Genomic DNA, 26,900 nt, shown 5'->3' with positions numbered 1-26,900 from the left:
GAACCCCAGAGGCCCCGAGACCGTGATGCCCCCGTTCGACCGCTTCGGATCCGCGCTGACACGTCGCCGCTTCGTCGCCGGCGCAGGAGGTCTCCTCGCCGCCGGCGCCACCCTGGGCGCGCTGCCGGCTCTCGCCGCCACGAAGCTCGACATTACGGGCGGCACCCCGCAGCCGATCCCGATCGCCATCACCGATCTGCTCGGCGAGACCGAGATGGGGCGGCAGATCTCCGGCGTCATCACTTCCGATCTGAAGCGCTGCGGCCTGTTCGCGCCCATCGATCCCAAGGCGTTCGTGGAGCAGATCTCCAATCCCGACACGCCGCGCTTCCAGGATTGGCGCGTCATCAACGCCCAGGCGCTGGTCACCGGGCGCGTCACCCGCCAGTCGGACGGGCGCTTCCAGGTCATGTTCCGCCTGTGGGACGTGGTGGCGGGCCAGCAGCTCACCGGTCAGCAGTTCGTGGCCCAGCCGGAGAACTGGCGGCGCATCGCCCACATCATCGCCGACGTCATCTATGAGAAGCTCACCGGCGAGAAGGGCTATTTCGATACCCGCATCGTGTTCGTGGACGAGAGCGGACCCAAGGAACGCCGCATCAAGCGCCTGGCCATCATGGACTGGGACGGCGCAAATGTGAGCTATCTCACCCGCGGTGATTCGCTGGTGCTCACCCCGCGCTTCTCGCCCACCAGCCAGGAAATCACCTACATGTCCTACGCCCAGGGCGAGCCCCGGGTGTTCCTGCTCAACATCGAAACCGGGCAGCGCGAGGTGGTGGGCAATTTCCCGGGCATGAGCTTCGCGCCGCGATTCGCGCCCGATGGCCAGCGCGTCATCATGAGCCTGCAGCAGGGCGGCAATTCCAACATCTTCGTCATGGACCTGCGTTCCAAGGCCACCACCCGCCTCACTGACACTCCGGCCATCGACACGGCGCCCTGCTATTCGCCGGATGGCCGGCAGATCTGCTTCGAGAGCGATCGCGGAGGCTCCTCGCAGATCTATGTCATGAACGCGGACGGCTCGGGCCAGCACCGCATTTCCTTCGGCACGGCGCGCTATTCCACCCCGGTCTGGTCGCCGCGCGGCGACTGGATCGCCTACACCCGCCAGGCGGAAGGGCGATTCGCCATCGGCGTCATGCGGCCGGACGGCTCGGGCGAACGCGTGCTGACCGAGGGCTACCATAATGAAGGCCCCACCTTCTGCCCGAACGGCCGGGTCATCATGTTCTTCCGCGATCCGGGCGGCGCTTCCGGCCCCTCGCTCTACACGGTGGACGTGACCGGATATAACGAGCAGCGCGTGCCCACGCCGAGCTACGCCTCGGATCCCGCCTGGTCGCCGCTGCGGTCCTGAGCCGGCATTTTCGGTGTGACCGGCGCGCCACAGTCGCGCGCCGCATTGGCTTCGCCCCTTCGTGTGCACAAGGTTGCCATGATGCCGCCCCAAGGCGGCAGCACCAAGGGAACATTCAAGGTCGGCGCTGCGAAGCCGCCAGCCTTCTTGAAATCAAAGCGATGGGAAGCGCCCGTGAGGGCACGTCTGCGGCCTTGCGGCCGCCGGCTATCCCACGCGCGTTGAGATCATGCGTGAAACCTGAGCGTCAACGGATGAGAAACCATAGCGCCCAGTATTCGGCAGGGTCTCGTCTTGGGGGTGCGCGACGGTGGGCGCACGGAACATTCGCTTAACCGGCGAGCGGCTAGATGAGCCCATCCGGTTTGCGTTGAGATAAGGAGACACCGGAATGCGTTTTCTTGAGGTTGTTCGCGGCTTCCGGTTCGCGGCTGTGTTCGGTTTCGCGCTGGCGCTGGCCGCGTGTGCCAACAATCAGAATCAGAATGCCGGCATGGGCGGAGCGGGCGGCCCTCCCGGTTCTCCGCAGGAATTCGTGGTGGCGGTGGGCGATCGGGTGTTCTTCGAAAGCGATCAGACCGACCTGACCCCCCAGGCCCGCGCGACCCTTGATCGCCAGGCCCAGTGGCTCCAGCAGTGGAACCGTTACACCTTCACCATCGAAGGTCATGCCGACGAGCGCGGCACCCGCGAATACAACATCGCCCTCGGCGCCCGCCGCGCCCAGGCCGTGCGTGATTACCTGGCCGCCCGTGGCATCGACCCGGCCCGCATGCGCACCATTTCGTATGGCAAGGAACGCCCGGTGGCCATCTGCAACGACATCTCCTGCTGGTCGCAGAACCGTCGTGCTGTGACCGTGCTGAACGCCGGCGGCGCCTGAGCCGCTCGACGCTAACCGGATGTGCGCAAGGCCGGTGCTCTCCCGGGCACCGGCTTTCGCCTTTCTCCCCCGGTGCCTGTGAACGCCGCGGTGCGGGTCACACTTTGGACGCGATCGCCGCTTTATGCTGCAAGGCACGTGCGGCCGCTGTCTTTGCCTTTGGGAACAAGCTGTTGGCGGGCCTGAGCGGGCCCTGCCGGCGCCCCTTGCCGAAGCGGGATTCGGGCGCGCGGAAGCCGGTTGCGACCGGTTCGTGCTTTAAGACCCAGCGAGCCCCGTTGCGAGCCCCATGCCTTTGATTCTGCCCTCTTTCCGGAAGATCCGCGCGGCGTTGCCGGCGGTGGTCCTCGGTTTCGCCATGGCGGGCCCGGCCGCGGCGCAGCAGGACAACAACATTTTCGGCAATCTCTTCAAGCCGCCGGCTCCAGTGCAGGACCCGGGCCACGGGGCGGAGGCCTCCGAGGCCGTCATGCGCCTCGATCGCATGGAGAATGCCTTGCGCAACCTGACCGGCCAGGTGGAGCAGCTCCAGTATCGCAATCAGCAGCTTGAAGCGCAGGTGAAGCGCCTGCAGGACGAGGCTGACGCGCGCGCGGGTGGCCGTGGCAGCGCGGGTGCCGCGGCCGTTCCCGCCGTGGGCGGTGCCGTGAGCCGACCCATGCTGCCTCCGGCCGCGCCGGCAAAGCGCTCCGACGCGTTCGATCCCCATGCCGATCCCGCGGCGCCGGGCGTGCCGCAGCCGCTGGGCTCGCCGTCCAGCGCCTCCGCAGGGCTCTCGCGCCCGGTCGGCGAGGGGGACGCCGGCTCATCGCTGGCCGGCACCCAGGTCGCCGCATTGCCCTCCGGCGGCGGCACCGCGCGGGACCTCTACGACCAGGGCCAGAACCAGCTGCAGCGCCAGGACTATGCGGGCGCGGAGCAGACCTTCCGTCAGATCATCCAGGCTCATGCCGGCGACCGGATCATTCCGGACGCCACCTTCATGCTTGGGGAAAGCCTGTTCCTGCGCAAGAATTACGGTGATGCCGCCGCCTCCTTCCTGGAGGTGTCGACCAAGTATCCGAACTCCGTGCGCGCTCCGGAATCGCTGCTGCGCCTGGGCCAGTCGCTGGCGGGGCTGGGCGAGAAGGAAACCGCGTGCGCCACCTTCCTGGAGGTGGACCGCAAGTATCCGCGCGCGCCATCCGCCATCCGCCAGGCGGTGGAGCGTGAGCAAAAGCGTGTCGGCTGCTGAGGCCGCGCGCGCTCTCGATACCGCCGAGCGCGATCGCCTGCTCGCGGGGTTCAGCTCCTTTCCCTCTATCCTGATCGCTGTTTCCGGCGGGCCGGATTCCACGGCGCTGCTGTGGCTCGCCGCCCATTGGCGCGCCGCGCAGCCCTGGGGGCCGATCCTGTGCGCCGCCACCGTCGACCACGGCCTTCGCCCGGAGGCCGCGGCGGAAGCGCAGGGCGTGGCACGTTTGTGCGCGGATCTGGGCGTGCCGCACCGGACCCTGGTGTGGGAGGGGCCGAAGCCGGCGCATGGCCTCCAGGCCGCTGCCCGAGACGCGCGCTACCGGCTGCTGTTCGCGGCGGCGCGGGAGGTGGGAGCACCGGCCATCGCGCTCGCCCATACGCAAGACGATCAGGCGGAGACCGTGCTGTTCCGCCTCGCCCGAGGCTCCGGCCTTTCCGGCCTGGCGGCCATGCGGGCGGTTTCGGAACGAGAGGGCGTGGCGCTGCTGCGCCCACTGCTGGGGGTCGCCAAGGCGCGGCTGGTCGCGACCCTGGAGGAGGCAGGCGTGCCTTTCGTGCGCGACCCGGCCAACACCGATCCCCGCTTCACCCGCGCCCGCCTGCGCCAGCTCGCGCCGCAACTGGCGCAGGAGGGGTTGGATGCCCGCCGGCTGGGCCAGTTCGCGCTCCGCGTGGCGCGGCTCGACGCGGCCGCCGAGGTCGCTACCGACACGGCCGCGCTCGGCCTGATCCGTGAACCCGAAGCGTGGCACCTGCCCACGGAAGTCTTCTCAAGCCTGCCGGAGGAGGTGGCTTTGCGCCTTCTCGGCCGCTGCGTGGCCGCCATGGGGCGGGAGGGACCGGTGGAGCTCGGCAAGCTGGAGGTCCTCACCGAGGCCCTGCGCGATCACCTTGCCGCGGGCGGCGGCGCTTTTCGTCGCACTTTGGCGGGGGCGCTGGTCGCCGTCCGGCGTGGGCGCGTAAGCGTGATGCCGGCCCCGCCACGCCGCGGAGCCTGATTGCCGGGGCGATTTTCGCGTGAGGCAAGCGCGTGAGGCCGCCACCCACCCGCCTTCGAGCGCCGGCACCCGCTTGCCGGCCGCATCCTCATCCCTGTCCGGAACGCGCGATCGTCACCGCGATTTCACTCCCGATCGCGCCCCTTTGCCTTGGCAACGCCCGAGTGCGCACCTAAATTAACGGCAAGACGGTGCGGGAGGTGTCGCCGCCACGGGTGTCCTATGGGATATTCATTCCCTAAGGGTAGCTTGAGCGAAGCAGAGCTTTCGGCTGTCCCCACGAGGGTTCAATGAACGCCAACCTACGAAATTTCGCCCTTTGGGTGATCATCGTTCTGCTGCTGCTCGCTCTGTTCTCCCTGTTCCAGAGCCCGGGCCAGCGCACCAGCGCGAACGACATCTCCTTCTCGCAACTGCTCTCGGACGTGGATCTCGGCCGCGTGCGCGACGTGGTGATCGAGGGGCCGAACATCTCCGGCACCTTCACCGACGGCCGCCAGTTCCAGACCTATGCGCCGAGCGACCCCTCGCTGGTGCAGCGGCTGTATGGCAAGGGCGTGCAGATCACGGCCCGTCCCCCGTCGGACAACGTGCCGTGGTTCGTGAGCCTTCTGGTGTCGTGGCTGCCCTTCATCGCCCTTATCGGCGTGTGGATCTTCCTGTCGCGCCAGATGCAGGGCGCCGGCGGCAAGGCCATGGGTTTCGGCAAGAGCCGCGCCAAGCTGCTCACCGAGGCGCATGGCCGCGTGACCTTCGAGGACGTGGCGGGCATCGACGAGGCCAAGAGCGACCTCACCGAGATCGTGGAATTCCTGCGTGATCCGCAGAAGTTCCAGCGGCTTGGCGGGCGCATCCCGCGCGGCGTGCTGCTGGTGGGCCCTCCCGGCACCGGTAAGACGCTGCTGGCCCGCGCCATTGCGGGTGAGGCCAACGTGCCGTTCTTCACCATTTCCGGCTCGGACTTCGTGGAAATGTTCGTGGGCGTGGGCGCCAGCCGCGTGCGCGACATGTTCGAGCAGGCCAAGAAGAACGCCCCGTGCATCATCTTCATCGACGAGATCGACGCGGTGGGTCGCCACCGTGGCGCCGGCCTCGGCGGCGGCAATGACGAGCGCGAGCAGACCCTCAACCAGCTGCTGGTGGAGATGGACGGCTTCGAGGCGAATGAGGGCATCATCCTCATCGCCGCCACCAACCGTCCGGACGTGCTCGACCCGGCGCTGCTCCGTCCCGGCCGCTTCGACCGTCAGGTCATCGTGCCGAACCCGGACGTGGTGGGCCGCGAGCAGATCCTGAAGGTGCATGCCCGCAAGATCCCGGTGGCGCCCGACGTGAACCTGAAGGTGATCGCCCGCGGCACCCCCGGCTTCTCCGGCGCGGACCTCGCCAACCTCTGCAATGAGGCGGCGCTGATGGCGGCCCGGCGCAACAAGCGCATGGTCACCATGCAGGAGTTCGAGGACGCCAAGGACAAGGTGATGATGGGCGCCGAGCGCCGCTCGCTGGTGATGACGGAAGAGGAGAAGATGCTCACCGCCTATCACGAAGGCGGGCATGCCATCGTCGCCCTCAACGTTCCGGCCACCGACCCGGTGCACAAGGCCACCATCATTCCCCGTGGCCGCGCGCTGGGCATGGTGATGCAGCTGCCGGAGCGCGACAAGCTCTCCATGAGCTACGAGCAGATGACCTCCCGCCTTGCCATCATGATGGGCGGGCGCGTGTCGGAAGAGCTGATCTTCGGGCACGACAAGGTCACCTCCGGCGCGGCTTCCGACATCGAGCAGGCCACCCGCCTCGCCCGCATGATGGTGACGCGCTGGGGCTTCTCCGCGGATCTCGGCACCGTGGCCTATGGCGACAACCAGGATGAGGTTTTCCTGGGCATGTCGGTGTCGCGTCAGCAGAACGTGTCCGAGGCCACCGCCCAGACCATCGACCGGGAGGTGCGCCGCCTGGTTGACGAGGGCTATGCGGAGGCGACGCGCATCCTGACCGAAAAGAAGCAGGACCTCGAAACCCTGGCCAAGGGGCTGCTCGAATACGAGACCCTTTCGGGCGATGAGATCGTGGACCTGCTGAACGGCAAGGAGCCCAACCGCGAGAGCGTGATCGAGCCGGCCAATCCGCGCGGCTCGGCCATTCCCACGCCGAAGAACCGGCCGCGCCCCGGCGGTGCCGGCGGCTCCATCGAGCCCCAGCCCCAGGCCTGAGGCTGCCTCCCACCGCCGCCCTTTGAGGGCCGTTGGGAGAGGGAATAAAAGGGGCCGGCGAGCAGCTGCTCTCCGGCCCCTTTTCTTTGTCGCCGCTGTCGCCGCTGTCGCCGCTGTCGCCGCTGTCGCCGCTGTCGCCGCTGATCCTGCGCCTGGTGGTGCGAGCGGCGGGCCTTCGGGCGCGGAAGGCAGGAGATGGCCTCAAGCGCCCTTGGGGCGCGAGCTCGTCCCGCTGCGGCCGTTGGTCAATCGACACTCCGTACCCGCGAGGAGGCGTATTCCGGGCCCAGCTGTTTCCTATGCCGCGCCCCTTTCTTGCTCGCGTGGGAGAGCTGGGGAGGGGCGATATGTCCGGGACGGGGCACGGCTGGCGGCGCGGCGGAAGGGCGATGTGCACGGAAAATAAGCCCGCCCTGAACGCTCATCTTCTGCCCCACCGAGGGGGCCGGTCTCCCCGCCTCACCCTCGTCCGCAAGCTCAGGACGGAACGGGCCCTATGCCGGATCGGGTTCTTGAGTGTCCGTCGAGCCCGACCGCTGGCCCCCGGCGCGGAGGCTCTGCCGGGAAAATTCTTCATGGATTTTGTGTCCCTGAATTTGGGGCGGCGAACCCATGGCCCGCGCGGATGGAAGAATGGCCAAAGGCGCAACAGTGCGGCTCCTCGCCAGGGGCAGTGCCGATGCCGGCCGGAAAGGGCCCCTTCCGGCCGTGGATCCCGGTTCCGGCTCCTCGTCCAGAGGCGAGCCTTCGCGCCTGTGATTGGCGGGTTGCCGCGCGCCCCCTGGCGCATCAAGCTCTGCATCCAGCGCTATGGGATGGTGGGCCGGCCCGGCTGGCCGGGTGCGGCGGGAGGGGAGCGTCATGGAGGCAGGGCAGGCGGCCGGCGAACAGGAGATCACCCTGCGCCCTCTCGAACGGGACGATGCCGAGGGCCTTGCGCTGCTTCTCGCGCGCTATGGGGATGCGCTACGCCATGCCCGCGAGCCCAGCGCGCCCGATGTGGCCGCCGCAGCGCGCCTGCTGGCGGATCCGGTCGCTGAAATCCTGGGGGCGTTCGTCCATGGCCAGCCGGTGGCGTTCGCCGTGTTCTTCGATCTGCCGGAGGCCATTTCCGGACAGCGGGCCGGGCAGCTGGACGACCTCTTTGTGATGCCCGAAATGCGTGGCCGGCGGCTGGCGGAGCAGCTGATTCAGTCGGTGGCGGCCGAAGGGCTGGCGCGCGGCTGGGTGCAATTGCGCTGGCTCGCGCCGCAGGACAATGACGGCGCCCGCCGCGCTTACGAACGCTTCGCCGAGGCTGCGCCGTGGGCGAGCTATGTGCTGTGGTTGGGCGACGGCGCCCGCTGGTGAGGGCGGCGCGCCGATGCCCGCGGGATGCGCTCCGCCAATGCGTCCCGCCACGAGGCGGCGGCGATTCGCGCGGCCATTCCCTTTGCTGGAGGGGAAGAGCCGGGGGCGGCTTCGGTTCGCCGGGCGGCTTTCAGGCCAGCATTTTCCTCCTGGCATTCGGGCGCTTGGCCCTCGGCGCGTTCGCCGGCAGGGAGGGGCGGCTTGTCCCCCCAGCCGGGTTCCGTTACCAATCCGTTAAGGCTTGGCCGTTGTTCCGTTCGTTCATCTCCTGCCGAGGGTGCCTGTCCTGTCCGATCTCGTCCGCCGGGGAAAGCTTGGTGCCGCGCTACCTGGCGCCGGACCTGAAATCGGGCGCCCCGATCCCGGCGCGCGGTTGCGTGGCCTCGCTCACCGGTTCGCCCGCCAGTCGGTGCTGTTCGGCGCCGCGGGCTTTCTTGCGGGCTGCGCGCCGGCGGGGGCGCCATCCCTTCCGTTCTTTGGGGCCTATTTCCCCTCATGGCTCGCTTGCGCGCTCGCGGGAATATTGGGCGCCGTGCTGGTGCGCCTTGTGTTCGTGCGCCTTGGGGTTGATGACGCATTGCCCTTCCGCCTGCCCATCTATGTGAGCATCGCCGCCGGCCTCGGCTTCCTGGTGTCCCTCCTGGGCTTCGGACGATAGCCATGGATGAGGACGTGAAACCCCATTCGCGCCGCCTGGGCATCATCGTCAGCCTGGTCGCGGTTGCGGCCGCGGTGGTGTTCGGCTGGCGCTACTTCCGCAATGCGGAGTTGAACCCGCTGTCCCAGGATGCGGTGATCACCGCCGATGCCGCGAACATCGCCGCCGCCGTCCCTGGCCGCATCGAGAGGTTCGGGGTGAAGGAGAATGGCGCGGTGCGCAAGGGTGAGCTGCTGTTCGCCCTCGATCCCATTTCCTACCGCCTGCAGAAGGAGCAGGCGGCGGCCGACCTGAAGATGGCGGAAGCTGCCCTTGCCGATCGCCAGCGCGCGGTGGAGGCGGAGCGTTCCAACGCCATCATCGCGCGCGAGCAGGTGATGCGGGCCCGCTCCAACCTCGACCTCGCCACCCAGACCCTGGCGCGGCTCGAGGCATTGCGGCCCAAGGGCTATGTGAGCGCACAGCAGGTGGACGACGCGGCCACCGCCAAGCGCGACGCCGAGATCAGCCTGAAGCAGGCGCTGCACCAGCAGGCGGCGGCCGATGCCCTGGTGAGCGACGTGGCCGCCGCGACCGCTTTGGTGGAGGCGCGCCGCGCGGCCCTCGCCTTGGCCGAGCGGGCGCTGGCCAATACGCAGGTGCATGCGCCGTTCGATGGCAAGGTCGTGGGCCTTGCGGTCGCGGCCGGTGAGTTCGTGCTGCCGGGGCAATCCGTGTTCACGCTCATCGATACGGGGGCGTGGTTCGTCTCCGCCGGCTTCCTGGAAACGGAGCTGCCGGGCATCGCGGTGGGCGATTGCGCCACCGTCTATGCGCTGGCTGATCGCACCCGGGCCATTCGCGGGCGGGTGGAGGGCATCGGCTGGGGCGTGGCCTCCGAGGAGCTCATCAACCTGCCGCGCAAGATGCCTATTGTGCCTAAGACCCTGGACTGGGTGCGCGTGGCGCAGCGTTTTCCGGTGCGTATCCGCCTCATGGAGCCACCGGACGAGCTGATGCGCGTCGGCGCCTCGGCCACCGCGACCGTGCATCATGGCGGCGGCTGTTGAATCCCCCTGGCGGGGTGTCGCCCGCCAGGCCTGGCGCGATCTCCAGCCTTTCCCAGGCCGCTTCGCCCTGACCTGGCGGGTGGCGCTGCTGTGCGCCATCGTGGCCGGCATCGCCATGGTCTACAAGGTGCCGGAAGCCGCCATCGGCTGCTATCTGGTCATCTTCCTGGCGCGGCCCAGCGGGGCGGAATGCGTGGGGCAGGCCATCGGCCTCATCGGCCTTGCCAGCGTCGTGGTGCTGGCCATGGCGCCGGTCATCCAGCTCACAGCCGATTTTCCGCTGTTGCGCATCGTGGTCATCGCCCTCACCTCATTCGGCTTCGTGTATCTGGGCGCGGCCTCCCAGCTGGGGGAAACGGGCTCCATCATCGCGCTGGTCATCGGCTTCGTGCTCACCTTGGTGGACCAGCTCCCGGTGGGCGAGGTGGCGACGCGGGGCCTGCTCTATGCGTGGCAGATGGCCGTCATGCCCATGGTGGCGATGATCGCGTTCTATCTGGTGCTCGGCAGCTCGCCCCATCGCCTGCTGCGGGAGCTGGTGGCGCGCCGGCTCGTGGCCGCCGCCGGGGCTCTGGAGCGGCGGGAGCCGGAGCGTCTTGATGATGAGTTGGCGGAGGGCCTCGCCGATGCCGACCAGCAGGTGATGCTTGCGCGCCTGTTCCACACTGCGCCGGCGGCCCGTGTGGCGTGGCTCGCCGGCGCGGCTGCCAGCAGCTATCGCCTGCTGCTGGCGGTGGCGGCGCTGCCAGCCGACCTTGCCGCGGAGGCGCGGGCGGGGCTCGCCGAGAGCTGCCGCGCCGCGGCCGCCGCCATTTCCGCTGGTCGCCGCCCGGCCGCCGCGGATGAGCCTGAGGCGGTGGAGGCCGATGCCTCGCCCGCCGGCACGGCGCGGCGCCTGCTCGCCGGGTTCTCGCAGCCAAATGGGGGGACGGACGCGGTGGCCGCCAAGCCGCCTTTCCTGGCGCCGGATGCCTTCACCAATCCCGATTACCAGCGCTACGCCCTGAAGACGACGGCCGCCGCCATTTCCTGCTACATCATCTATTCGCTGATCAACTGGCAGGGCATCCACACGGCCATGATCACCTGCTACGTGGCGGCGCTGGGCACCACGGGGGAGACCGTGCACAAGCTGGCCCTGCGCATTTGCGGCTGCCTGGTGGGGGCGGGGCTGGGGTTCGCCTCCATCCTGTTCGTCATTCCCCATCTGTCGTCGGTGGGCGGGCTGATGGCGCTGGTGTTCGCGGGGGTGCTGGTTGGCGCCTGGGTGTCCACCGGCAATGAGCGGATTTCCTATGCCGGGGTGCAGGTGGGGCTCGCTTTCCTGCTCACCATCCTCAGCGGCTTCGCGCCGAGCCTGGACATGGATTCCGGGCGCGACCGGGTGGTTGGCATCCTGTTGGGAAATCTGGTGGTCTATGTGATCTTCACCGGCATCTGGCCGAAGAGCGCGGTGGTGGATGCGCGCGAGCATCTGGCGCAGGCCCTGCGCGGCCTGTCGCGCCTCGCCGCCATGCCGCCAGCCGCCCGCCGGATCGCCACGAACGACGCGGCCCTGGTCGAGACCGAGGTGGATAAGGCCTTCAGCCAGCTCCGCCTTCTGCCGTTCGAGCCGCGCTCGGAGCGCCCTTCGGCGGCGCTGCAGATGCGGATGCGGGGGCTGGTGCGCGAGATCAAGGCCATGCTGCCGCCGCTGCTGTTCGCATCGGAGCTGGAGGAGGGGGTGTCGCGGCGTCTGGATCAGCTAGCCGCCCGGGTCGCCCCCGGCGGCGGGGCGGAGCGCGGCGACGATGACACCGGCGCGGCGATGCGGGCCGAGACCGCGGAGCCGGGCGGGCCGATGCCGCATCTTGCGCAGATCGAACGGCTGGTGGCGGGGTGATGGCAATGGCGCGATCCGAGGCGCGGCCGTTACGGCGCCCGACGATGGGGAAGGACCCGCGAGTGGGCATCGGCGGATGCGCCGCGACCCCGCTCGGGGGCGCAGCGCGCGAGCGCGGCTGGGCGCCGCTCTGGCGCCAGGGCGAGCGGTTTCGGGCGAAGTGGATGCAGGTTTGCGTGAAGATGCCGCGCCAACTCAAAGCGCTCGGGCGCCTGCTGAGGGCGGGGGCGATGGCGGTTTCGTGCCTGGCGCTCGGGGCCTGCGCGCTGAGCGCGCTCGACAGCGCGCCGCAGTCCCCCTCCGAGCCCTGGACCCCACCGGGGGAGGCCTCGGCCGGGCCGGCGCCGGCCGGCGATGTCAACGCGGCTACAAATGGCGCGGCGCCTTCCGCTCCGCCGGTGCGCGACTTCTCGGTGCGGCCAGACCCGCAGGTGGGCGAGGTGAAGGCCACGCCGGACATTCCGCGCGACAGGACGCTGAGCCTGCCGGAGCTGATCGATATCGCCCAGAACCAGAACCCGCAGACGCGGGTGGCCTGGCAGCAGGCGCGGCAGGCGGCGCTCGCGACCGGCATGGTGGAAGCGACCTTCCTGCCTTACATCTCGGCCAATGTGATCGGCGGCTACCAGAAGTTTTCGGCGCCCCTGCCGGTGACCATCGGCGGCGTGAACGAGGCCAGCACCAAGATTAACGGCATCTCCCCGCAGATCGCCCTGCAGTGGCTGGTGTTTGACTTCGGCCAGCGCAACGCCCTGGCTGATGCCGCCCGCCACAATGCCGATGCCACCAACGTGCTGTTCAACGGGCTGCATCAGAAGATCATCTTCGATGTGACCCGCAATTACTTCCTCTATGGCGCCGCCCGCAGCCGCGTGGGGCTGGCCGAACAGAATCTCGCCAACAGCCGCAAGATCGAGGATGCGGCCAATGAGCGGATGGCGAAGGGGCTCGGCACCACGGTGGAGGTGGCCCAGGCCCGCCAGCAGGTGGCCCAGGCCCGCTTCGGCCTGGTGCAGGCGCAGGGGGGCGAGCGCGATGCCTATCAGGCGCTGCTCGCCGCCATGGGCGTTTCCCCCATGACGGAGCTGAAGGTGCGGGCTGCGAGCGGGCGGCGCCTGCCGGAGAGCGTTGATGCGCCCACGGAGAAGATGATCTCCGCCGCGCTCGCCCAGCGGCCGGACGTGCTGGCGGCCTTTTCCGCCATGAAGGCGACGCGCTCGGGCATCACGGCGGCCGAGGCGGCCTTCATGCCCAAGGTGTTCCTGGGCGCGGTGGCGGCCACCGGCAACACCAACCTCAGCGCCACAGGCCTGCCCACCATCGGCCAGCAATCCGCCGCCTCAGGCGTGATGCTGGGCGCCACGGTGCCGCTTTATGATGGCGGGCTGCGCGCGGCGCAGCTCAAGAACGCGGAATCCCTCGCCGACGCCACCGAGGCCACCTACCAGAAGGCCAAGGACGCCGCCGCGCGTGAGATTGTGGTGAGCGCCAACACCCTGCGCTCGGCGCTCGCCTCCTACCGCGCCGCCACCGCGCTGGCGGATGCGGCCGCGGTGACCTACGACGCCGCTCTCGATGCCTATCGCACGGGGGTCGGCAACATCACTGTGGCGACGGCCGCCGATAGCGGCCTGCTGACGGCCCGGCAGGCCCAGGCCGATGCCCATGCCGCCTCCCTGGTCGCTGCCGCGAACCTTGCCTTCGTGCTCGGCGCCATGACCTCGCGCGAGGTGCCGTCAACCCTGGTGGGGCCGTGAGCGCCCCCCGGCGGCGCCCGTCCGCGCGCGGGCGCGTGGGGAGGCGTCATGCCCGCTGATTCCGCGCCGCGCCGTCGCGGTCGCCGCAACCTGTTATTTGCGCTGCTGCGGATCGCGTTCCGGATCCTCGTCGGCATCATCATCATCGTCGATGAGATCGTGCGGCCGCTCTACCAGCCGCTGGTGCGGCGCCTCGCGGCGCTGGGGCTGGTGCGCCGGTTCGAGCATTGGGTGTCGCGCCTGCCGCCGCTGGCGGTGCTGGTGCTGATCGGCGTACCCTATGCGGTGGTGGAGCCGGTCAAGTTCCTGGCCATGCTGCATATCGCCAACGGCCATGTGCGCACGGGCACCCTGGTGCTGCTGCTGGCCCATCTGGTGAGCTTCGTGCTCATCGAGCGCGTCTATTCGGCCGGTCGCGCCCAGCTGATGACACTGCCGGCCGCCGCCTGGGTCATCACCACGACCGGGATGGTGCGCGACCGGCTCTATGCCTCGCTGCGCATCGCCGAGCTGAAGGCGCGGGCCCGGGTGATCTGGCGCTGGGTGCGCCGCCACCTGCATTGATCGCGATCCGCTGATCCTGCCAACGCCCCGATCTGACGACCCGTAGGAGAGCATCGCGCCGGCGGGGCCGCGCGCGCGTTTGCCCCAGCCTTTGGCGGGTGTGGCCCGCCGCTGGCGCCGCCGCGACGGGTGGATTGCACGCTGTTCTGCATTGCTGCCTTCCTGGGCGCCAGTTTGCATAAAATTGGAGCAATTCAAGCTGCCCGCAGCTGCGCCAGCGCGGCTCAAGGCGCGCATGGAGGGCGATGGCGCTCCGCGTTTGGAGACAATTTGCATGCTTGCCGGGCGACGGTGCCGTGAGCGCAGGCAGCGGAAGTAAACCCCCGTCACCGCGCCACCTTCGGCCCTCGGAGCCCGCCGTTACGTCGGCTGTCGCAGCGTCATTCGCGGCCGGTCTCAAACCCTTTCGCTTGATTCATGTCAATCGTTGGCATGCCCCCTGCATATTGAGATGCGAAGCATGCTTCGTAATTGAGCGGTCACGGATCGCTCGCCGACGACGGAGAATTTTATGGTTAAGTCAGTGGGTTACGACATCCTTCTGAAGGGTGGGCGGGTGATCTGCCCGGCTTCGGGGCGTGATGGCGTGTTCGATGTGGCTGTGCGCGACGGACGGGTCGCCGCCATTGAGGAGACCATTCTTCCGGCGAGCGCCAACACCGTGATCGACGTCTCGGGCAAGCTGGTGCTGCCGGGCATGATCGATACCCACGGTCACTGCTACCAGTATGTGAGCGGCCGCTTCGGGCTGGATCCGGACATGGTGGGCGTGCACTCCGCCGTCACTTCGGTGGTGGATCAGGGCGGCGCCTCCTGCATGACCTTGCCGGGCTTCCGCAAGTTCATGGTGGAGCCGAAGAAGACCCGCGTTTATTCCTTCCTCTCCGCCTATCTCGTCGGTGGCCTGGAAGGCCATTACTATCCGAACCTCTACAGCCCTGAATGCGTGGATGTGGACGCCACCGTACGGGCCGCCATCGCGAACCGCGACCTGGTGCGCGGCATCAAGGGGCATGCGGAAATCGGCGGCTTCGCCCGCTGGGGCATCAAGGTGATGGAAATGGCGGTGGAGATCGCCCGCCGCGCCGAGATCCCGCTCTATGTCCATTTTGGCGCCCTGTGGGGCCTGCCGGCGAGCGGCACCAATGGCGAGGATGCGGACACCATCCTGGACCGGGTCATTCCGCTCCTGAAGGAGGGCGACATCCTGGCCCATCCGTTCACGCGCAATCCGGGCGGCTTCGTGAACCGCGACGGCAAGGTGCACGACGTGATCAAGGCGGCCCTCGATCGCGGCCTGAAGATCGATGTGGGCCACGGCAGCCACTTCTCCTACCGCATCGCCAGGAAGGCCATCGCGGCCGGCGTGGTGCCCCACACGCTGGGCGCCGACATGCACGGCTACAACACCTATGTGCCGGCCCCTCCCGGCACCCCCGCCGAGCATCCCGACGACGAGAATCATCCCTTCAAGGGCCAGGCCCGCTTCAGCCTCACTCAGGCGATGAGCTCGATGATGGCCCTGGGCCTGCCGCTGGAGCAGGTGGTGCCCATGGTCACCGCCAACCCTGCCGCCATGCTCGGCCTTTCGGATCGTCTCGGCGCCCTGAAGGTGGGCTATGCGGCGGACATCTCGGTGCTCGACGACAATCGCGGCAGCTTCCTGCTGCGCGACAACGAGGACACCAAGGTGGTCACCGATCGCCTGCTGACGCCGGCCTTCTGCCTGCGCAATGGCGAGCGCTTCGACGCTGATGCGCCGATCCTGCCGGAAGTGGTGGCGGCGTGAGCGCGCCCGCCACGCAGAAGGCTCCGCAAGAGGTCTGGGACACCCTGTCCCAGACCGAGCGGGATGCCGCCTACAACAACAATGCCGCGGTGGCCGACAGCGCGGACTGGGTCGCCGCGCGCGATGTGGCGGCGGCCGCCTATCGCGCCGCACGTCCGGAGGGGCTCGACATCGCCTATGGCCCCGGCGGGCGCCAGAAGCTGGACCTGTTCTCCGGCGCGGCCGGTGCCCCCACTCTCGTGTTCCTCCATGGCGGCTACTGGCAGCGCAATTCGCGCGAGGTGTTCGCCCATTATGCGCAAGGGCTCGCCGCTCACGGCTGGTCGGTGGTGCTGCCCAGCTATTCGCTGGCGCCTGAGGCGCGGCTGGCCGACATCGTGGCCGAGATTGGCGCCGCGCTCGATTTCCTGGCGCGCGAGGGTGGGCGGCTGGGTGTCACCGGGCCGGTGGTGCTCTCCGGCTGGTCGGCCGGCGCGCAACTGGCGGTGATGCAGCTCGGCCATCCGCTGGTGACGGCGGGCCTCGCCATTTCCGGCGTGTATGAGCTCGCCCCCATCCGCGACACCTTCCTGAATGGGGCGCTTCAGCTCTCGGACGAGGAGATTGCGACCCTTTCTCCGCTGCGCCTTCCGGTCTGCGGCAAGCATCTCGCCATCTCCTACGGCACGGCCGAGGTGCCCGCGCTGGTGCACGATTCCGAAGCCCTCGCCGCGCGCCGCGTGGCGGCCGGCGCGCCGGTTTCGGTGCTGCCCATCGCGGGGGCCAACCACTTCTCCATCCTCGAAGAGCTGCGCGACCCGGAAGGTCGCCTGACGCGCGCGGCCCTCGATCTCGTCAGCGGAAGGACGGCATGATGAAGGACGTCACCCAGCCGGGCGAGGGCGTGGGCGCGCGCCTGCCCCGCAAGGAAGACGACCGGCTGATGCGCGGGCGCGGCCAGTATATCGCTGACATCCGCTTGCCTGGCATGCAGGACGTGGCCTTCGTGCGCAGCCCGCTGGCCCATGCGCGCATCCGCGGCATTCACGTGCCGGAGGACCTGAAGGGCCGCGTCTTCACCGCCGCCGACCTCGACGGGGTGAAGAACATCCGCGCCGTGTCCGGCCTGCCCGGCTTCAAGGTGTCGGAACAGCCGGTTCTGGCCACCGACAAGGTGCGCCAGGTGGGTGAGCTCATCGCCATGTGCGTCGCCCCCACCCGCGCCGAGGCGGAGGACATGGCCGCTCGGGTGGAGCTGGACCTGGAGGAGCTGCCGGCCCTCCACGACATGCTGGAGGCGCGGAAGCCCGGCGCCGCTCTGGTGCACGAGCATTGGGGCGACAACGTCTTCCTCGAATCCCTGGTGAATGTGAACATCGAGGCCGCCTTCGACGCCCCGGTGAAGGTGACGCGCACCATTTCCACGGCCCGCCAGTGCATGGCGCCCATCGAGGGGCGCGGCACGGTGGTGCATCTCGACCATCGCATGGACCAGCTCGTGGTCTATACCGCGAGCCAGATGCCCCACATCGTGCGCTCGGGCCTCTCCGAATGCCTGGAGCTGGACGAAGGACAGATCCGCATCATCTCCCCCGATGTGGGCGGCGGCTTCGGCTACAAGGCCATTCTGCTGTCGGAGGATGTGTGCCTGGCCTGGCTGGCGCGCAAGCTCGGCGCCCCGGTGCGCTGGCTGGAGGATCGCCGCGAGCACCTGACGGCCAACGCCAATTGCCGCGAGCACCATTACGAGCTGACCCTCTATGCCGAGCGCGATGGCACGCTGCGCGGCATCGATTGCGAGGCCACCGTCGATAGCGGCGCCTATTCGGCCTATCCCTTCTCCGCGTGCCTGGAAGCCGCGCAGGTGGCCTCCATCCTGCCGGGGCCCTATGATTTCCCCTCCTATCGCTGCCGCACCTGGTCGGTGGCCACCAACAAGTGCCCGATCCTGCCCTATCGCGGCGTCGCCCGCACCGGCGTGTGCTTCGCGCTGGAAGTGGCGCTGGATGCGCTCGCGGCGGAGCTGGGCCTGCCGCCGGAAGTGGTGCGCCTCAAGAATCTGGTGCGCCCGGAGCAGATGCCCTTCGACAACATCACCAAGAAGCACTTCGACAGCGGCGACTATCCGGAAGTCCTGAAGCGGGCGCTCATCGCCATCGACCCGGAAAAGGTGCGCGCGCGCCAGAAGGCGGGTGAGCCGGACGGCCGTCGCATCGGCCTCGGCCTGTCCATCTATTGCGAGCAGGGGGCGCACGGCACCTCGGTCTATTCCGGCTGGGGCATTCCCATGGTGCCGGGCCACGAGCAGGCCGGCGCGCGCCTCACCCCCGATGGCGGGCTCGAACTGCGGGTGGGCGTCCACTCCCACGGCCAGAGCCTGGAAACCACCTTGGCCCAGGTGGCCCACGAGATTCTCGGCATTCCGGTCGCCCGCACCCGCGTGTTCTATGGCGACACGGCCATGACGCCCTATTCCACCGGCAGCTGGGGCTCGCGGGTGATGGTGATGGCCGGCGGCGCGGTGGCCACCGCCTGCACGGAGCTGTCCGAGCGCATCCGCCGCATCGGCGCCCACATGCTGCAGGCGGACCTCGCGGATGTGCGGTTCGAGAACGGGCGCGTCATCGGCCCCCATGGCGATGTGGGCGTGAACGAGATCGCTCACACCTGGTATCGCCGGCCCCAGGACCTGCCCGCCGACGTGGATGGCGGCGGCCTGGAGGTGACTTCCGGCTACAAGCCTCTGCGCGACAGCGGCACCTTCAGCTACGCCACCCACGCGGTGGTGGTGGCGGTGGATCCCGAGATCGGCGAGGTGGAGCTGCTCGACTATGTCATCGTGGAAGACGGCGGCGTGCTGGTGAACCCCATGGTGGTGGATGGCCAGATCCTGGGTGGCCTCGCCCAGGGCATCGGCACCGCCCTCTATGAGGAGATGGCGTTCGACAGCTCCGGCCAGCCGCTGGCCTCCACCTTGGCGGACTATCTGCTGCCCGGGGCGCCGGAAGTGCCGGCCCCCTTCATCGGCCACATGGAGACGCCTTCGCCCTACACCCGCTTCGGCGTGAAGGGCATCGGCGAGGGTGGGGCCATCGCCCCGCCTGCGGCCATCGCCAACGCGATCAATGACGCGCTGCGTCCCCTGGGCGTGGAGATGATGCGCTCGCCCGTCACCCCCCGGCGGATCGTCGAGCAGGTGCTTGCCGCCCGCGAGGCCGGCCTTGTCGAGAAGCAGGGCGCCTCGGCCAACAGGAGCGCCGCATGAAGCCCGCCCCGTTCGAGATCGCCCGTCCCCGTGAGATCGAGGCCGCCGTGGCCCTGCTGGCGGAGGGCGGAGACGGCGCCAAGGTGATGGCCGGTGGCCAGTCCTTTGGGCCCATGCTCAATCTGCGCCTCGCCCAGCCCTCTTTGGTGGTGGACATCACCGGCATCGCCGCGCTCAAGAGCGTGCGGGAGGAGGAGGGGGCTATCGTCTATGGCGCCCTCGTCACCCATGCGGACGTGGAGGATGGGCGCGCGCCGGATGTGGGCGCCCATGTGCTGAGCCGCGTGGCCGCGGGCATCGCCTATCGGGCGGTGCGCAATCGCGGCACCATGGGCGGCAGCCTCGCCCATGCCGACCCCGCCGCCGATTGGGTGAATGCCCTTTCCGCCCTCGGCGCGGATGTGGAGATCGCCGGCCCCTCCGGTCGCCGCTGGCTGGGGCTGGGGGATTTCCTCACCGGCGCCCTGTCCACGGCGCTCGGCGCGGGCGAGATGCTGGTGGCGGTGCGCGTGCCCAAGGTGCCGGCGAGCGCCCGTTTCGGCTACGCGAAGCACTGCCGCAAGGTGGGCGAGTTCGCCCACGCCACCGGCGCGCTGCTGGTCGACCCGCAGAAGGGCACGGCCCGCGCGCTGATGGGCGCCATCGACGCGCCCCCTCTCGTCATCGCCGATGCGCGGGAGCTGTTCGGCGGCCGCGTGGATGCGGGCTTCGCCGGCCGCTTCGATGCCACCGCCGCCGCCATCGCCCTGTTCGACGCGGGGGTGAGCGATCCGGTGGAGCGCCACATTCACGTCGAGGTGTTGCGGCGCGCGGTGCGGCAGGCCGATGGCCTCTTCTCCCCCCAGTCATCCCCCAGTTCCAGGAGCGCCGCATGAACGCCCCCTTGCGTGCATCCGGCACCACCCGGACCGTGGCCCTGACCCTCAACGGACGCGCCGTGGCGGCCGATGTGGAGCCGCGCACCAATCTCGCCGACTATGTGCGCGACGCGCTCGACGCCACCGGCACCCATATCGGCTGCGAGCATGGGGTGTGCGGCGCCTGCACCGTGCTGGTGGATGGAGAGCCGGCGCGCGCCTGCCTCTCCTTCGCCGCCACCTGCGCCGGCGCGCAGGTGACCACCATCGAGGGCCTCGACGACGACGAGGTGACGAGCGAGCTGCGCGCCGCCTTCAATCGCGAGCATGCCTTGCAATGCGGCTTCTGCACCCCGGGCATGCTGGTGTCGTCGCGCGACTTGGTGCTGCGCCTGGCCGAGCCCGATGAGACGCGCATCCGCTACGGCCTGGCCGGGAATTTGTGCCGCTGCACCGGCTATGCGGGCATCGTGAAGGCCGTGGCCTCGGTCATCGCCGACCGGCGCGCCCGTGGCATCGCGCCGGTGACCGAGGCGCGGGCCTTGGGCCCGGTGGGTGCGCGCTCGGGCGAGGCGGTGGCCACGGTGCCGCTGGTGGTGGAAAAGGCCGCGCCGCCGGCCGCCGCCACCATGACCATCTCCACCGATTTCAAGCCCGCCAACAGCTTCGAGCAGAGCTTTGAGCTCGCCTTCCCGCCCGAGCAGGTGTTCGCCTTCTTCGCGGACATTCGCGAGGTGGCGGCCTGCCTGCCCGGCGCGGTGGTGGAGGCCATGCCCGAGCCCGAGCGGGTCGAGGGCGGCATGAAGGTGAAGCTTGGTCCCATCTCCACCACCTTCCGCGGCACCGCGCGCGTGACCCGGGACGAGGCGACCCAGAGCGGCGTCATCCTGGGCGCGGGGGCTGACGGGCGCTCCTCCACCCAGGGCGAGATCCGCTACCGGGTGCTGGAGGGCGCGGCCCCCGGCACGGCGCGGGTGGACCTGACGGTGGGCTACACGCTGAAGGGCCCGCTGGCCCAGTTCGGCCGTCCGGGCCTCGTTCGGGAGGTGGCGGGCCGGCTGATCGCGGAGTTCGCCGCCCATCTCGAGGCCCGGCTGAAGGGCGCCCCGGCGCCCGCGGCCTCCAGCGGCGGCGTCAATCCGCTGCGCCTCCTGTTCTCGCTCCTCGCCCAGCGCCTGAAGGCGCTGATCGGCGGGTAGCGCCTTCGTTCCCCTTTTCCCAACCAAGTTCCTTTTTCCCAACCAAGTCCCTTTTGCCCCGAGAAACTGGAGTTCAAACATGCAGATGACCCGCAGGACCACGCTGGCCGCCATGGCCTTCGCGCTGATGTGCTCCACGGCCTTCGCCGCCGACGACACCATCAAGATTGGCGTGAACGAGCCGCTGACCGGCGCCTTCGCGGCTTCCGGCACCTATGTGACCAACGGCGCGAAGATCGCCGCCGACGAGATCAACGCCAAGGGCGGCGTGCTCGGCAAGAAGATTGAGCTGGTGATCGAGGACAACAAGAGCAACCCGACCGAGGCTGCCGCCGTGGCGGAAAAGCTCATCACCTCCGACAAGGTTCCGGTGATGATGGGCGCCTGGGGTTCCAGCCTGACGCTGGCCACCATGCCGAAGCTGGAAGAATACTCGGTGCCGATGCTGGTTGAGACCTCGTCCTCCGGTAAGATCACCACCCAGGGCAATCCCTATGTGTTCCGCATCGCCCCGCCGTCGGCGGTGGAGGCGGAGGCGTTCGGCCCCATCGCCGCCAAGCTCGGCATCAAGAAGGTGGACTTCCTGGTCATCAACAATGACTGGGGCCGGGGCGCTGCCGCCGACTTCTCCAAGCTGCTGAAGTCCAAGGGCGTCGAGGTGGGTCTCATGGAGACCATGGACCAGTCGTCCCAGGACATGAGCGCCCAGCTCGCCAAGCTGAAGGCTTCCGACGCCGACACCATCATGATCACCGCGGCGGTGGACCAGCTCACCCTGCTGTTCAAGCAGATGGCCGCTCTGGGCCTGAAGAAGCGCATCATCACCACCGGCGGCTCGCAGAACCCGGACCAGATCGTGGCCCAGGCCGGCGCCACCGCCAACGGCACGATGCATCTCGTCACCTTCGCTCCCTGGTGGCCCGAGAAGAGCCCCAACCCGCAGGCGGCCGAATACTTCATCAACGAGTGGAAGAAGCGCGGCTACGACTTCGCCGGCACCACCGAGAGCTTCCGCGGCTATGACGGCATCCGCACCATCGCGGCCGCCATCCAGGCCGGCGGCGCCACCGATCCGGCCTCCATCGTCAAGGGCTTCTGGAAGGTGGACCTGAAGGGTCTCAACGGTCCCATCAAGTTCGAGAAGGCCGGCCCGGCGGGCAAGGAGAGCGGGCAGAGCAAGCCCGAGGTCTATCTGATCGAGATTTCCGAAGGAAAGATCTCGCCCGTCAAGCTCTGAGCCATCGCCGCTTCCCGCTCCCCGCAAGGGAGGGGAACGGGGCGAGGGGCGGCTCCCATGCCAACTGCCTGGCAGCGGCGCCGCCCCCTCGCTCTCCTGCATTGCCCTTGCCGGCGCGGTTCAGCCGCCGCGCCGCGCTTGCCCCGAACGACCCTAGAACAGGCTCGGCAAGCACCGGTTCGCCGAACCTGTTCCAACTCACCGTGAGAGCACAAATCCGAACGCAGCACCGCGTCATGCTTCTGCTGGATTGGCTCTAAGGACAGGCCGGATGGACCAATTTCTACAACACATCGTCAACGCATCGGTGCTTGGCGGCACCTATGCGCTCCTCGGCATCGGCCTCACCTTGATCTTCGGCATCATGAACGTGGTGAATTTCACCCACGGGGCCATTTATACCTTCGGTGCCTACGCCATGTATCTGGCGGCGGTGGCGCTGGGGCTCAACTTCTTCGTGGCGCTGCCGGTGGCGGTGGTGGCGGGCCTCATCATGGGCGCGATCATCGAATTCGCGCTGCTGCGCCCGCTGCGCCGGTCCGACATCGACACCACCATGCTGGTGATGATCGGCACCGGCATCATCCTGCAATCGGGCACCCTGTGGATCTTCGGCGGCGTCGCCAAGGCCGTGCCCACGCCCTTTCCCACCGAGCCGCTGGTGATCGGGCCGGTCTCGCTCTCCTATGTGCGCCTGTTCGTGTTCTTCGCGGCGCTGGCGCTGATCGTGCTCACCTATTTCACCATCAACGGCACCAAGCTCGGCCGCGCCATGCGCGCCACCTTTCAGGATCATGACACGGCCGCGCTCATGGGCGTGAACGTGTCCCTCATCTACACGGCCACCTTCGCCATCGGCTCGGCGCTGGCGGCGGCCGCGGGCGCGCTGCTGGGCCCGGTCTATGTGGTGTTTCCGCAGATGGGCGACCTGGCCGCGGTGAAGGCGTTCGCCATCGTCATCCTCGGCGGGCTGGGCTCCATTTCGGGCGCCACCATTGGCGGCTTCATCCTGGCCTTCGCGGAGGAGATCGGCGCCGGCTACATCTCTTCGGGCTATCGCGACGCCATGGGCTTTCTCATCATCATCGCGGTGCTGCTGGTGAAGCCCACCGGCCTGTTCGCCCGCGCGGAGCGGATCGGATGACCAAGCTTCTCGCCCCCCTTTTCCTGGTGGCGGCGGCGCTGCTGCCGCTGGTCCTTAAGGATCCCTATCTGCTCAACGCCCTCATCATCACGGGCATCTTCACCATCTGCGCCATGAGCCTCAATCTGCTCCTGGGCTTTACCGGCCAGCTGAGCCTGGGGCACGTCGCCTTCTTCGGCATCGGCGCCTATGTGAGCGCGCTCACGGCGCTTGGGTTCGATGTGGGCCTGCCGTTCGGCCTCCGGGTGACCTATGAGGGCGGGGACCCCATCGTGGGCTTCCTGCTCGCGATCGTCATCACGGGGCTCACCGGCTTTCTCATCGGTCGGCTGTCGTTCCGGGTGCGCGGGGCGTATTTCGTCATCGTCACCATCTCGTTCGCCGAAGTGGTGCGGCTGGTGGCGCTGAACTGGGTGGAGCTGACCCAGGGGCCCCTGGCGCTCACGTCCATTCCCAACATGACGCTGCCGCTGCCCGGCCTCGGCGAGCTTACGCTGCGCTCGAAGGTGGAGAACTATTATCTGGTGCTGGTGGTGGCGGCGCTGAGCTATCTCGTGGTCGGCGGCCTCGTGGCCTCGCGCTTCGGCCGGGCCATGCGCGGGCTGAAGGAGAACGAGTCCCTGGCGCTGTCGCTCGGCATCAATGCCACGCGCACGCTCACCATCGCGGCCACCATCTCGGCGGCCATGGCGGGGGCGGCCGGCAGCCTCTATGCCCACTACATCCGCATCATCGATCCCGACGTGTTCCTGTTCTCCTACACGGTCACAATGGTCATCATGGTGGTGGCGGGCGGCAAGGGCACGCTGGCGGGGCCGCTGGTGGGCGGGCTGATCTTCGGCCTGCTGCCGGTGGCGCTGCGCCCGGTGATGGCGCCTGAGGCGCAGTGGATCGTCTATGGCGCCATCCTCATCGCCATCCTGTTCGTGATGCCCAAGGGCATCGTCCCGGCCCTCGAGACCCTGACGCGCCGCAAGGCGCCCAAGGCGGCGCCGGGCAAGCCCCTCGAAGCGGGAGCCCGCCCATGAGCACCATCCTCAATGTGGAGCATGTGGGCATGCGCTTCGGCGGGCTCACGGCCATCTCGGACCTGCATTTCGATGTGCACGAAGGCGAGATCCTGAGCCTTATCGGACCCAATGGCGCCGGCAAGACCACGGCCTTCAACATCATGTCGGGCTTCTTGAAGCCCACCCAGGGCCGGGTGGTGTTCCGCGGCCGCGATCTCGCCAAGACGCGGCCCAATGAGATCACCCGCCTGGGCCTTGCCCGCACCTTCCAGCGCACCAGCGTGTTCGCCGACGACACGGTGCTCGACAATGTGCTGATCGGCCTGCACCGCTTCGGCAGCCCGGGCCTCCTGGACCGCCTTCTGCCCACCCCCGGCGCCCGCGCCGCGGAGAAGGCGGCCCGGGCCCGGGCGGAGGAGATCATCGATCTCGTCGGCCTGTCCCATCGGGCGCAGGAGCTGGCCGGCTCGCTGTCCTATGGCGAGCAACGGCTGGTGGGCTTCGCTTTGGCGCTGGCCACCGAGCCGCGCATGCTGCTGCTGGACGAGCCGGTTTCCGGCATGAACGCGTCCGAGACCCAGGGCTTTGTGCGTCTCATCCGCAAGGTGCGGGGGGAGGGGGTCTCCATCCTCCTCGTGGAGCACGACATGCCCATGGTGATGGAGGTTTCGGACCGCATCGTGTGCCTCAATTACGGCCGCCTCATCGCCGAGGGCTCGCCGGCCGAGATCCGCAACAATCCGGCGGTGATCGAGGCCTATCTCGGCAAGAGCGCGGCGCGGCTGGAAGAGAAGGAGGCGGCCCATGCTTGAGATTTCCGATCTCGTCTGCGGCTACGGCCAGGTGACGGCCCTTCGGGGCATTTCGATCAAGGTCGAGCGGGGCCAGCTGGTGGCCCTGGTGGGGGCGAACGGGGCGGGCAAGTCCACCACGCTGCGCACCATTTCCGGCCTCGTTCCGGCCCGCTCCGGCACCATCCGCCTCGATGGCGAGGACGTGACCCGCGCCGGCCCGCAGAAGATGCTGCGCATGGGGGTTGCCCATTGTCCGGAAGGCCGGCGGGTGTTCCCGCACATGAGCGTGGCCGACAACCTCGCCATGGGGGCCTATCTGCGCAGCGGCGATTCCAGCCTGCGCGAGGACTATGAGCGCATCTATGAGAGCTTCCCGCGCCTTGCGGAGCGGCGCCACCAGATGGCCGGCACCCTTTCCGGCGGCGAGCAGCAGATGCTGGCCATCGGCCGGGCCCTCATGTCCCGCCCGCGCCTGGTGCTGTTCGACGAGCCGTCCCTCGGCCTCGCGCCGAACATCGTGGAGCAGATGTTCTCCATCATCGGCGGCATCCGCGATGCGGGCACCACGGTGCTGCTGGTGGAGCAGAACGCCTTCGCGGCGCTGGAGCTGTGCGATTACGCCTACCTGCTGGAAGCCGGCAGCATCGTGATGGCGGGGCAGGGCGCCGAGCTCATCGGCGATCCCCACGTGCGGGCGGCCTATCTCGGCGGGTGACGGCCACGGCCGGGCGGCGCTGGAGCGGAACCAGGGGCGGGAGCGATCCCGCCCTTTTTCGTGCCCGGCCCCCGGCGCAAAAAAAAGCCGGCACCCGAGGGCGCCGGCCAGTCATGGGGGGGTGATGAACGCGGAAGAGGGGTGTCAGGATGGCAGCCTTTGGGCCGCCTCGCGGATGGCCCGCAGAACCTTGTGCTGGAGGGCGAGAAAGTCCTCGCTCTCCACGATTTCCGGCGGGCGCGGGCGGGGCAGGTCCACCTGGAACGTCTCGCGCACGCGGCCCGGGCCGATGCCCATGACCACGATGCGGTCGGAGAGGTAGACCGCCTCCTCCACGTCGTGGGTCACGAACAGCACGGTCAATCTGTGCTTCTCCCACACCTCGATGAGCAGCTCCTGCATCTGCTGGCGGGTGAGGGCGTCGAGGGCGCCGAAGGGCTCGTCCATGAGCAGCATCTTCGGCCGGTAGGAGAGGGCGCGGGCGATGGCCACGCGCTGCTTCATGCCGCCGGAAAGCTCGCTGGGATAGGCATTGGCGAAGTGCTCCAGCTTCACGAGGGCAATGTGTTCTTCCGCCACGCGGCGGCGCTCGGCCGCCTCCATGCCGGCGGCCTGTAGGGCAAATTCGACGTTCTGCCGGGCGGTGAGCCAGGGCAGCAGCGTATAGGACTGGAACACCACGCCCCGGTCGAGCCCCGCCTCGAACACCGGCGCGCCGTCGATATGCACCGGGGAATAGTCCCCGGTGCCGCTCGTGGGATCATCGAAGGTCTCGAGCCCGGCGACGATGGACAGCAGGGTGCTCTTGCCGCAGCCGGAGGTGCCCACCAGGGAGACGAACTCGTTGGTGGCAAGGTCGAGATTGATGTCGCGCAGGATCTCGATCTGCTGCGCGCCGGCGCCGAAGCTCTTATTGAGATGGCGGATGGCCAGCTTTGGGGTGGCCATGGAGGTGGCG

22 protein-coding genes are annotated in these 26,900 nt (G+C 68.8%); 21 read left to right on the top strand and 1 reads right to left on the bottom strand.

Annotated elements, in window-relative coordinates:
• The first annotated feature begins 25 nt into the window (after positions 1 to 25).
• The 21 genes from tolB to L0966_RS08545 all read left to right on the top strand — a co-directional run bounded on the left by tolB (position 26) and on the right by L0966_RS08545 (position 25,942).
• The gene (gene tolB / locus L0966_RS08645) at positions 26 to 1,363 is read left to right on the top strand and encodes a Tol-Pal system beta propeller repeat protein TolB (RefSeq protein ID WP_234051488.1); all 1,338 of its coding nucleotides are present in this window, start codon (positions 26 to 28) and stop codon (positions 1,361 to 1,363) included.
• A 391-nt stretch (positions 1,364 to 1,754) separates the two neighbouring features.
• Positions 1,755 to 2,246 (top strand): peptidoglycan-associated lipoprotein Pal, encoded by a 492-nt coding sequence (pal, locus tag L0966_RS08640; RefSeq protein ID WP_234051487.1) that lies wholly within the window; start codon positions 1,755 to 1,757, stop codon positions 2,244 to 2,246.
• A 289-nt stretch (positions 2,247 to 2,535) separates the two neighbouring features.
• Positions 2,536 to 3,480 carry a tol-pal system protein YbgF gene (gene ybgF, locus L0966_RS08635; protein WP_234051486.1) on the top strand — a complete coding sequence of 315 codons (945 nt, stop codon included), beginning with the start codon at positions 2,536 to 2,538 and terminating at the stop codon, positions 3,478 to 3,480.
• Entirely contained in the window at positions 3,455 to 4,480 is a 1,026-nt protein-coding gene (gene tilS / locus L0966_RS08630; RefSeq protein WP_234051485.1) for a tRNA lysidine(34) synthetase TilS, read from the top strand. The genes ybgF and tilS overlap by 26 nt, the downstream gene beginning before the upstream one ends.
• A gap of 290 nt (positions 4,481 to 4,770) precedes the next feature.
• Positions 4,771 to 6,693 carry an ATP-dependent zinc metalloprotease FtsH gene (gene ftsH, locus L0966_RS08625; RefSeq protein ID WP_234051484.1) on the top strand — a complete coding sequence of 641 codons (1,923 nt, stop codon included), beginning with the start codon at positions 4,771 to 4,773 and terminating at the stop codon, positions 6,691 to 6,693.
• A gap of 861 nt (positions 6,694 to 7,554) precedes the next feature.
• The gene (locus L0966_RS08620) at positions 7,555 to 8,043 is read left to right on the top strand and encodes a GNAT family N-acetyltransferase (RefSeq protein WP_234051483.1); all 489 of its coding nucleotides are present in this window, start codon (positions 7,555 to 7,557) and stop codon (positions 8,041 to 8,043) included.
• A gap of 373 nt (positions 8,044 to 8,416) precedes the next feature.
• Complete coding sequence (locus L0966_RS08615; protein ID WP_234051482.1) at positions 8,417 to 8,701, top strand: YtcA family lipoprotein; 285 nt, start codon at positions 8,417 to 8,419, stop codon at positions 8,699 to 8,701.
• 2 nt (positions 8,702 to 8,703) lie between these two features.
• Positions 8,704 to 9,750, top strand: coding sequence for a multidrug transporter subunit MdtN (gene mdtN / locus L0966_RS08610; RefSeq protein WP_234051481.1), 1,047 nt, complete (start codon positions 8,704 to 8,706; stop codon positions 9,748 to 9,750).
• A complete protein-coding gene (locus L0966_RS08605) occupies positions 9,734 to 11,632 on the top strand; it encodes an FUSC family protein (protein WP_234051480.1) in 1,899 nt (632 codons plus the stop codon). The genes mdtN and L0966_RS08605 overlap by 17 nt, the downstream gene beginning before the upstream one ends.
• A 182-nt stretch (positions 11,633 to 11,814) precedes the next feature.
• The gene (locus L0966_RS08600; RefSeq protein ID WP_234051479.1) at positions 11,815 to 13,389 is read left to right on the top strand and encodes a TolC family protein; all 1,575 of its coding nucleotides are present in this window, start codon (positions 11,815 to 11,817) and stop codon (positions 13,387 to 13,389) included.
• Positions 13,390 to 13,437: 48 nt separating this feature from the next.
• Positions 13,438 to 13,953: a hypothetical protein gene (locus L0966_RS08595; RefSeq protein ID WP_234051478.1), complete on the top strand. Its 516-nt coding sequence runs from the start codon at positions 13,438 to 13,440 to the stop codon at positions 13,951 to 13,953.
• A gap of 511 nt (positions 13,954 to 14,464) precedes the next feature.
• On the top strand, positions 14,465 to 15,742 hold the full coding sequence (locus L0966_RS08590; RefSeq protein ID WP_234051477.1) for an amidohydrolase/deacetylase family metallohydrolase: 1,278 nt from the start codon (positions 14,465 to 14,467) through the stop codon (positions 15,740 to 15,742).
• The gene (locus tag L0966_RS08585; protein WP_234051476.1) at positions 15,739 to 16,596 is read left to right on the top strand and encodes an alpha/beta hydrolase; all 858 of its coding nucleotides are present in this window, start codon (positions 15,739 to 15,741) and stop codon (positions 16,594 to 16,596) included. The genes L0966_RS08590 and L0966_RS08585 overlap by 4 nt, the downstream gene beginning before the upstream one ends.
• Positions 16,593 to 18,986, top strand: coding sequence for a xanthine dehydrogenase family protein molybdopterin-binding subunit (locus tag L0966_RS08580; RefSeq protein ID WP_234051475.1), 2,394 nt, complete (start codon positions 16,593 to 16,595; stop codon positions 18,984 to 18,986). Before L0966_RS08585 ends, L0966_RS08580 begins: the two co-directional genes overlap by 4 nt.
• Positions 18,983 to 19,861: a xanthine dehydrogenase family protein subunit M gene (locus L0966_RS08575; RefSeq protein WP_234051474.1), complete on the top strand. Its 879-nt coding sequence runs from the start codon at positions 18,983 to 18,985 to the stop codon at positions 19,859 to 19,861. Before L0966_RS08580 ends, L0966_RS08575 begins: the two co-directional genes overlap by 4 nt.
• Positions 19,858 to 21,042, top strand: coding sequence for a 2Fe-2S iron-sulfur cluster-binding protein (locus L0966_RS08570; RefSeq protein ID WP_234051473.1), 1,185 nt, complete (start codon positions 19,858 to 19,860; stop codon positions 21,040 to 21,042). Before L0966_RS08575 ends, L0966_RS08570 begins: the two co-directional genes overlap by 4 nt.
• Before the next feature lie 85 nt (positions 21,043 to 21,127).
• Positions 21,128 to 22,279, top strand: coding sequence for an ABC transporter substrate-binding protein (locus L0966_RS08565; protein WP_370640688.1), 1,152 nt, complete (start codon positions 21,128 to 21,130; stop codon positions 22,277 to 22,279).
• 271 nt (positions 22,280 to 22,550) lie between these two features.
• Entirely contained in the window at positions 22,551 to 23,423 is an 873-nt protein-coding gene (locus L0966_RS08560; protein ID WP_234051472.1) for a branched-chain amino acid ABC transporter permease, read from the top strand.
• Complete coding sequence (locus tag L0966_RS08555; protein WP_234051471.1) at positions 23,420 to 24,451, top strand: branched-chain amino acid ABC transporter permease; 1,032 nt, start codon at positions 23,420 to 23,422, stop codon at positions 24,449 to 24,451. The genes L0966_RS08560 and L0966_RS08555 overlap by 4 nt, the downstream gene beginning before the upstream one ends.
• Positions 24,448 to 25,245, top strand: a complete 798-nt coding sequence (locus tag L0966_RS08550; protein ID WP_234051470.1) for an ABC transporter ATP-binding protein — start codon at positions 24,448 to 24,450, stop codon at positions 25,243 to 25,245. Before L0966_RS08555 ends, L0966_RS08550 begins: the two co-directional genes overlap by 4 nt.
• Entirely contained in the window at positions 25,238 to 25,942 is a 705-nt protein-coding gene (locus L0966_RS08545; RefSeq protein ID WP_234051469.1) for an ABC transporter ATP-binding protein, read from the top strand. The genes L0966_RS08550 and L0966_RS08545 overlap by 8 nt, the downstream gene beginning before the upstream one ends.
• A gap of 144 nt (positions 25,943 to 26,086) precedes the next feature.
• Here the strand turns inward: L0966_RS08545 and L0966_RS08540 are convergent, their stop codons facing one another.
• Entirely contained in the window at positions 26,087 to 26,890 is an 804-nt protein-coding gene (locus tag L0966_RS08540; protein WP_234051681.1) for an ABC transporter ATP-binding protein, read from the bottom strand.
• Positions 26,891 to 26,900 lie beyond the last annotated feature (10 nt).

The organism is Xanthobacter sp. NM-59 (genome assembly GCF_021401125.1).
Lineage (GTDB): Bacteria > Pseudomonadota > Alphaproteobacteria > Rhizobiales > Xanthobacteraceae > Xanthobacter.
The sequence above is the reverse complement of the archived record's forward strand: the minus strand, read 5'-3'. Positions and strand labels throughout refer to the sequence as shown.

Bases quoted from the DNA above. Each gene is read 5' to 3' on its own strand.
- tolB (WP_234051488.1), top strand. From the start codon at position 26: ATGCCCCCGTTCGACCGCTTCGGATCCGCGCTGACACGTCGCCGCTTC.
- pal (WP_234051487.1), top strand. From the start codon at position 1,755: ATGCGTTTTCTTGAGGTTGTTCGCGGCTTCCGGTTCGCGGCTGTGTTC.
- ybgF (WP_234051486.1), top strand. From the start codon at position 2,536: ATGCCTTTGATTCTGCCCTCTTTCCGGAAGATCCGCGCGGCGTTGCCG.
- ftsH (WP_234051484.1), top strand. From the start codon at position 4,771: ATGAACGCCAACCTACGAAATTTCGCCCTTTGGGTGATCATCGTTCTG.
- L0966_RS08620 (WP_234051483.1), top strand. From the start codon at position 7,555: ATGGAGGCAGGGCAGGCGGCCGGCGAACAGGAGATCACCCTGCGCCCT.
- mdtN (WP_234051481.1), top strand. From the start codon at position 8,704: ATGGATGAGGACGTGAAACCCCATTCGCGCCGCCTGGGCATCATCGTC.
- L0966_RS08605 (WP_234051480.1), top strand. From the start codon at position 9,734: ATGGCGGCGGCTGTTGAATCCCCCTGGCGGGGTGTCGCCCGCCAGGCC.
- L0966_RS08600 (WP_234051479.1), top strand. From the start codon at position 11,815: ATGCCGCGCCAACTCAAAGCGCTCGGGCGCCTGCTGAGGGCGGGGGCG.
- L0966_RS08595 (WP_234051478.1), top strand. From the start codon at position 13,438: ATGCCCGCTGATTCCGCGCCGCGCCGTCGCGGTCGCCGCAACCTGTTA.
- L0966_RS08590 (WP_234051477.1), top strand. From the start codon at position 14,465: ATGGTTAAGTCAGTGGGTTACGACATCCTTCTGAAGGGTGGGCGGGTG.
- L0966_RS08580 (WP_234051475.1), top strand. From the start codon at position 16,593: ATGATGAAGGACGTCACCCAGCCGGGCGAGGGCGTGGGCGCGCGCCTG.
- L0966_RS08575 (WP_234051474.1), top strand. From the start codon at position 18,983: ATGAAGCCCGCCCCGTTCGAGATCGCCCGTCCCCGTGAGATCGAGGCC.
- L0966_RS08570 (WP_234051473.1), top strand. From the start codon at position 19,858: ATGAACGCCCCCTTGCGTGCATCCGGCACCACCCGGACCGTGGCCCTG.
- L0966_RS08565 (WP_370640688.1), top strand. From the start codon at position 21,128: ATGACCCGCAGGACCACGCTGGCCGCCATGGCCTTCGCGCTGATGTGC.
- L0966_RS08560 (WP_234051472.1), top strand. From the start codon at position 22,551: ATGGACCAATTTCTACAACACATCGTCAACGCATCGGTGCTTGGCGGC.
- L0966_RS08555 (WP_234051471.1), top strand. From the start codon at position 23,420: ATGACCAAGCTTCTCGCCCCCCTTTTCCTGGTGGCGGCGGCGCTGCTG.
- L0966_RS08550 (WP_234051470.1), top strand. From the start codon at position 24,448: ATGAGCACCATCCTCAATGTGGAGCATGTGGGCATGCGCTTCGGCGGG.
- L0966_RS08545 (WP_234051469.1), top strand. From the start codon at position 25,238: ATGCTTGAGATTTCCGATCTCGTCTGCGGCTACGGCCAGGTGACGGCC.
- L0966_RS08540 (WP_234051681.1), bottom strand. From the start codon at position 26,890: ATGGCCACCCCAAAGCTGGCCATCCGCCATCTCAATAAGAGCTTCGGC.